Raw genomic sequence first — 4,689 nt, 5'->3', positions numbered from 1 at the left:
AAAAACATCAGGCCTCCTTACCGGGTTTCTGGCTCAGCATGCGTGAGACCCCATACGACCAGCCAAGACACAGACTGCCAGAGACAATAAACCCCGCCGCGGGTAACAGCAGCCACGCGCCGTAAGACAGCAGACCGCCGCCTGCCAGCCCGACCAGCAGGGCCGTCATCATTAATATTTTCATAAAAAACCTCAGAGTGAGCGCAGGCCCCGGCTCATCAGGACATCAGACAGGCTTTCTTGTTGCTCACCGCCATTGACCAGTAACCGGCTCAGGGCAGTAAACAGGGCAAAAGGACCGTCTATCTTGGCCTCGGGCGTGGATTTGTTGGGGAAGATATTATCGTTTTTGTCCGGTTTGACGGTGACGTTACTCATCATCCAGTTCATCACCGGGTGGGCGTTATGGTGGAATTTACCGCTGTAGACCATCGCCTCCAGTGATTTCATGGCTTCCGACAGGTTGCGTACCGTCTGGGCGACTTCAACCAAAGGCAGGCCCTCTTCGGCCAGTGCCAGACTGAACTGCGTCGCACTCCACGGGTCAAAGCCGATTTCTTTCAGGTTCTCACCGCTGATCCAGTGCTGTAATTCTTCTTTTATCTGTCCATGGTCCACCACTTCGCCATCGGTCAGGGTGAGGACGTCCATCTCAGCCCACTTGCGGTACAGTTCCGCCATCTGCCGGGAACAGCGCTCAATACGCCCTTCCGGCAGCCAGAACTTAAAGTCAGCGTGCACCTGCCCGTTATTGCCCTGCCACACTTTCACGGCCGCACAGATATCAATCTTGTTCGCCAAATCCACCCCGACCCACATCGGGTAGGTTTTCAGTTCATGCGGCGGTGCCAGAGGGGGACAGTCATCCCATTTAAGCATGTCCATCCAGGCAGATTCCGCCGTCACCCACAGGTTCATGTGCTTGGTGAAGAAGTTATGCCGGGCAGACACCTGTTCTTTGGCTTTTTTCGCCAGCCGCCTTAAATCATCCCAGCGCTTGCAAATCCCCAGACCGGGATTGGCTTTCTGCCACACGGTTTCATCAAACGGGTCATCGTCTTTGTCCAGCGTGTAAATCAGGGCAAAAAAAGTGTCATCCGGGACCTGTCCGCGCAATACCTTCACGGCATAGTCGCGCAGCTCGTAACAAATCCCTTCCTTGTTAAAGCCGGCTGTGGTGATACCAAACAACAGGGACTGCAACCGGGCGCCGGTGGCCGTTTCCAGTACGTCCCAGACATCGCGGGTCTTGTGCGCATGCAGCTCATCGACAATACCACAGTGAATATTGAGACCATCCAGGTTATTGGCATCACTGGACAGCGGCTCAAACTTGGACGCCGATTGTTCCTGATAAATCGCCAGTTTGTTAAACTCAAACAGCCGCCCTAATGTGGGTCTGGCCTGCTTGATCATGTTCTTCGCATCCTCAAACACGATACGGGCCTGATCGCGGGTGGTGGCCGCAGAATACACCTCGGCCCCGCCTTCACTGTCCGCCCCGGTCATGTACAGCCCGATACCCGATGACAGGGTCGATTTGGCGTTTTTACGCGCGACCTCGTTATAGGCCGTACGAAAACGGCGCACCATCACCGGCCGCCCGCTGCCGTTATTGCGCAGCACCACTTCCCCGGTGGCCTCATTCACCAGCGGACGCACAAAGCCAAACAGGTTAATCAGAATGAAAATATGCCAGTCCATCAGTTCAATGGGCTTGCCTGTCAGTGCCCCTTTGACATGAGGCACGAATTTGTAAAAGTTCAGAATATGCTGAGCGCGGGGTTCGCTGAAATAAATGCCGCGGGATTCGCCGGTTTTCAGGTCATCAAGGAAACGCTGACAGGCGAGGGTGACCAGTTCACCGGTGACAATCTCGCCCGCCACCACCCGTTCAGCGTAGCGGATGCCATCGGTGACTTTTGCCATGTCAGTCTCTCATTTGTAAAAATTCAGTCAAAGGATCGGCTTTGTCGTCCCCGGCCATGTTGACCTTAGCCCGGCTGGAGGGCGACATACCGAACGCACTCAGCATGGTGTGAATGCGTTTCCACGCATCAGCTTTCATGCCTGCTGCCGGGTGCGCTTTAATGAGACCCTGATCGGTCCGGTAGGTGTACCCCTCATTCTCTAAGGTGTCGCAGTGCGTCCGGTATTCGACGTAGGCTTCGATCAGCAATTCCAGGGCTTTGGCATCAAGGCGGGTCAGGACACCGACTTTATCCAGTTCTCCGGCGATCCGCTCATGCCAATACCGGCCCATTTTCCCGAAATGTTTAGGGACAGCAGGGACCCCTTTTTCTGGCATCGGTTCATTCGCGTTAATCGGGCGTTTTGATGGGTTTCCCCTCACCAAACGCAGGTGAGTCGGGGTTGGCGGTCGTCCTGCCATGTGATATCTCCGGTAAAATGGGGCTGTTGGGGCGCCCCAAAAAAAGGTTTGCATTTCGCGGCGATCTGAAAAGAGGCAAGGCGGCGGTCCTTAAGGGTGAGAGTGGCAGGGATTTGACCTCCCCTCCCCTTGTGTAACTCTCTCATCTGACAGGGTTATATCTTGAAATTAAAGAGGGGTATCTCTGCCTCAATGCAGTCTCTCCGTGGCTGTCTTACGTTTATGGCAAGACCAACACAATAATTGCAAATTTGATAGTTCATCGGTGCCACCGTGTGCCTTTGGCTTAATATGGTCAACCGTTGTCCCTGTGATAGCCCTTCCCTCACGTAAGCATTGCTGGCACAGGTGCCTGTCACGTTGCTTGACTCTGGCGCGTAACTTATCCCATTGGCTGCCATAACCTCGCTCATGTCGGCTCTTGCCTTGTTGGTGATATTGCCAGCCCGTGTGCAAATGGTCAGTGCAGTAGCCGCTGCGGTCGGTGGTGGTCTTCGGGCAGCCTGGCTTGCGGCAAGCCCGGGGAATACGGGGTGGCATAGTCTCACCTCATTTAGCATAATCAACTGCGCTGGTTGATATAATCCCGATGAATCTTGACATCAACGAAGCCCAAAACTTACACAAAACTCTATCAAGCACCCGTTTTAGGATGGTTTTCAGGATATTGTAAAATCACCGTTCACATCTGTGCATTGCTGACTACTACATACGCACGTTTAACACGCTTTGATTTCTTCATCTGAAAACTACCGCCGATTCCGTCATCGAACCACTCACCACCTGATGATTGGCGCTGCCTACGGCGGGATTCCTTCGCTGATATTTTCTTTTTCATTCTTTCACCCATAAAATGAGGATGCTTTGTGGAATTTTATAAAGTCACTGTTTTTGTCTTGATTACCGTTCCGTGTTTCACGATGAATTCGCCCACCTTCTGGCGATCAGGTTCAGTATTGAATGTTAGAGCAAGCAGACTGAGAGTATTTAGATAAGCTGGCACCCACCATTTCATACTGACTGCTGTTTCGAAACTGGTAGGGGTTGATTCATGTTGCTGTTTGGTCATTTTTTCTTTGGCTTCTCCGTTGAATACTTACTCGCCCATGCCTTAGCGATACTCAGACAATCATCAAACAGCTTGCCCTTTCTGCTGGCTGATCCAGAACGGCGATAATGTTCAACTGCTCGGTCACTCGCCATCCCTGCGATAGATGAAGAAAAGCCGAGTTTGGTTAACTCGGCCTGTACGTTCTTTTCGATAAATTGTTCGTGGTTCATGCGGGTTCTCCCTCATCGGGGAACTCATCAAGGCCGGGTAATGTAAGCTGTGATAATTCGAGAATGGCTTTCTCGGCCTTGCGAATCTTCTTGAGGTGACGTTTACGCAGGTTCATCAAATCACTACCTTTGCGACCGAAGTTTTCATATGACCACTTATTGGCAGTAACCAGACGATTTTGCATTTCACCGATGGTTAGTTCTTTGAGGCTCTCCATATCCATCAAGGACAAATCTCGTGGCTGGCTTTCCTTTTCTATTAAATCCAGCACCCATTTACGTAGTTCCTTTGCAACAGGAGTGTCAGCCAGCATTCCCAACAGATAAAGACCACGAAGTGAAAATATACGAACTTTTGTCCTCAAATTGCTGTAAGTGTTTGATTCTTTCGAGGTCACTGTTGTAATGACCTCGGTCATGGCTGGAGTAAACTCATCAGAATTAGCGTTATACAAATTGGTTATTGACTTGGTTTTAGAGTAATCAAGCAATTGTGCAACCTGCTTGCCGGTAAACCAGATCTTCCCGTCACCATTATCAAAAGGGATAACTTCTTTTTCTTTGAAGGTTAATACTGTACTCACGATGCTTATTCCTTACTTAGGTAATGAACCTTTGCCGCAATAGGAGATCAGCCCATCGAGTAGCATCAGTTTTAGCTGATTCCTCAAAGGCTCATTCCTAAATAAAGGCTCGATGTTTAGATTGGCGCTGCGGTGCGCGTTAGATACAAAAATGCCACCAGCCCGTGTGCGTTGGGTACGCGGTGGGAACGGGTGGCGGCATGCGTTATTCCTGTAGCCACTCAGGGAGTGGACAGAGGAATAAAAAAGCCCCTGATTATTCAGAGGCTCGTTGGCATTCAGTTTTAATGTAATCCTGCAAGTACTTAGTCTGTCGTTCGTTCTCCGCCATCATTTCTCTGAGACGGTAATAATCTTGTCGAGCTGGTTCGGTAAGTTGTGGGGTTCCTGCATTGACCACGCCGCCGGAGGAAGTGGTTTCAGACACGGGAC

At 51.0% G+C, this 4,689-nt stretch carries 8 protein-coding genes; all 8 read right to left on the bottom strand.

The window, feature by feature from the left end:
* Nucleotides 1-192: 192 nt before the first annotated feature.
* The 8 genes from AAC147_RS02475 to AAC147_RS20015 all read right to left on the bottom strand — a co-directional run bounded on the left by AAC147_RS02475 (nucleotide 193) and on the right by AAC147_RS20015 (nucleotide 4,650).
* Entirely contained in the window at nucleotides 193-1,929 is a 1,737-nt protein-coding gene (locus AAC147_RS02475) for a terminase large subunit (RefSeq protein ID WP_047685429.1), read from the bottom strand.
* Nucleotide 1,930: 1 nt separating this feature from the next.
* Nucleotides 1,931-2,392 carry a phage terminase small subunit P27 family gene (locus tag AAC147_RS02470; RefSeq protein ID WP_047685426.1) on the bottom strand — a complete coding sequence of 154 codons (462 nt, stop codon included), beginning with the start codon at nucleotides 2,390-2,392 and terminating at the stop codon, nucleotides 1,931-1,933.
* Nucleotides 2,393-2,581: 189 nt separating this feature from the next.
* On the bottom strand, nucleotides 2,582-2,932 hold the full coding sequence (locus AAC147_RS02465) for an HNH endonuclease (protein ID WP_047685423.1): 351 nt from the start codon (nucleotides 2,930-2,932) through the stop codon (nucleotides 2,582-2,584).
* A 142-nt stretch (nucleotides 2,933-3,074) separates the two neighbouring features.
* Nucleotides 3,075-3,230 carry a hypothetical protein gene (locus AAC147_RS02460; protein ID WP_156115425.1) on the bottom strand — a complete coding sequence of 52 codons (156 nt, stop codon included), beginning with the start codon at nucleotides 3,228-3,230 and terminating at the stop codon, nucleotides 3,075-3,077.
* A 36-nt stretch (nucleotides 3,231-3,266) separates the two neighbouring features.
* Nucleotides 3,267-3,461 (bottom strand): hypothetical protein, encoded by a 195-nt coding sequence (locus AAC147_RS02455; protein ID WP_047685420.1) that lies wholly within the window; start codon nucleotides 3,459-3,461, stop codon nucleotides 3,267-3,269.
* Entirely contained in the window at nucleotides 3,458-3,673 is a 216-nt protein-coding gene (locus tag AAC147_RS02450) for a hypothetical protein (protein WP_047685418.1), read from the bottom strand. The genes AAC147_RS02455 and AAC147_RS02450 overlap by 4 nt, the downstream gene beginning before the upstream one ends.
* Nucleotides 3,670-4,257 (bottom strand): BRO-N domain-containing protein, encoded by a 588-nt coding sequence (locus AAC147_RS02445; protein ID WP_047685415.1) that lies wholly within the window; start codon nucleotides 4,255-4,257, stop codon nucleotides 3,670-3,672. Before AAC147_RS02445 ends, AAC147_RS02450 begins: the two co-directional genes overlap by 4 nt.
* A gap of 330 nt (nucleotides 4,258-4,587) precedes the next feature.
* A complete protein-coding gene (locus tag AAC147_RS20015; RefSeq protein WP_369793169.1) occupies nucleotides 4,588-4,650 on the bottom strand; it encodes a hypothetical protein in 63 nt (20 codons plus the stop codon).
* Nucleotides 4,651-4,689 lie beyond the last annotated feature (39 nt).

It is taken from the genome of Xenorhabdus sp. NBAII XenSa04 (assembly GCF_963866145.1).
Lineage (GTDB): Bacteria > Pseudomonadota > Gammaproteobacteria > Enterobacterales > Enterobacteriaceae > Xenorhabdus > Xenorhabdus indica.
Note: the sequence above shows the minus strand (reverse complement) of the source record. Positions and strands in the feature narration are given on the sequence as shown.

What these genes read in the sequence shown, in the direction of transcription:
- AAC147_RS02455 (WP_047685420.1), bottom strand. Translation starts at nt 3,461, where the DNA reads ATGACCAAACAGCAACATGAATCAACCCCTACCAGTTTCGAAACAGCA.
- AAC147_RS02450 (WP_047685418.1), bottom strand. Translation starts at nt 3,673, where the DNA reads ATGAACCACGAACAATTTATCGAAAAGAACGTACAGGCCGAGTTAACC.
- AAC147_RS02460 (WP_156115425.1), bottom strand. Translation starts at nt 3,230, where the DNA reads ATGAAAAAGAAAATATCAGCGAAGGAATCCCGCCGTAGGCAGCGCCAA.
- AAC147_RS02465 (WP_047685423.1), bottom strand. Translation starts at nt 2,932, where the DNA reads ATGCCACCCCGTATTCCCCGGGCTTGCCGCAAGCCAGGCTGCCCGAAG.
- AAC147_RS02475 (WP_047685429.1), bottom strand. Translation starts at nt 1,929, where the DNA reads ATGGCAAAAGTCACCGATGGCATCCGCTACGCTGAACGGGTGGTGGCG.
- AAC147_RS02470 (WP_047685426.1), bottom strand. Translation starts at nt 2,392, where the DNA reads ATGGCAGGACGACCGCCAACCCCGACTCACCTGCGTTTGGTGAGGGGA.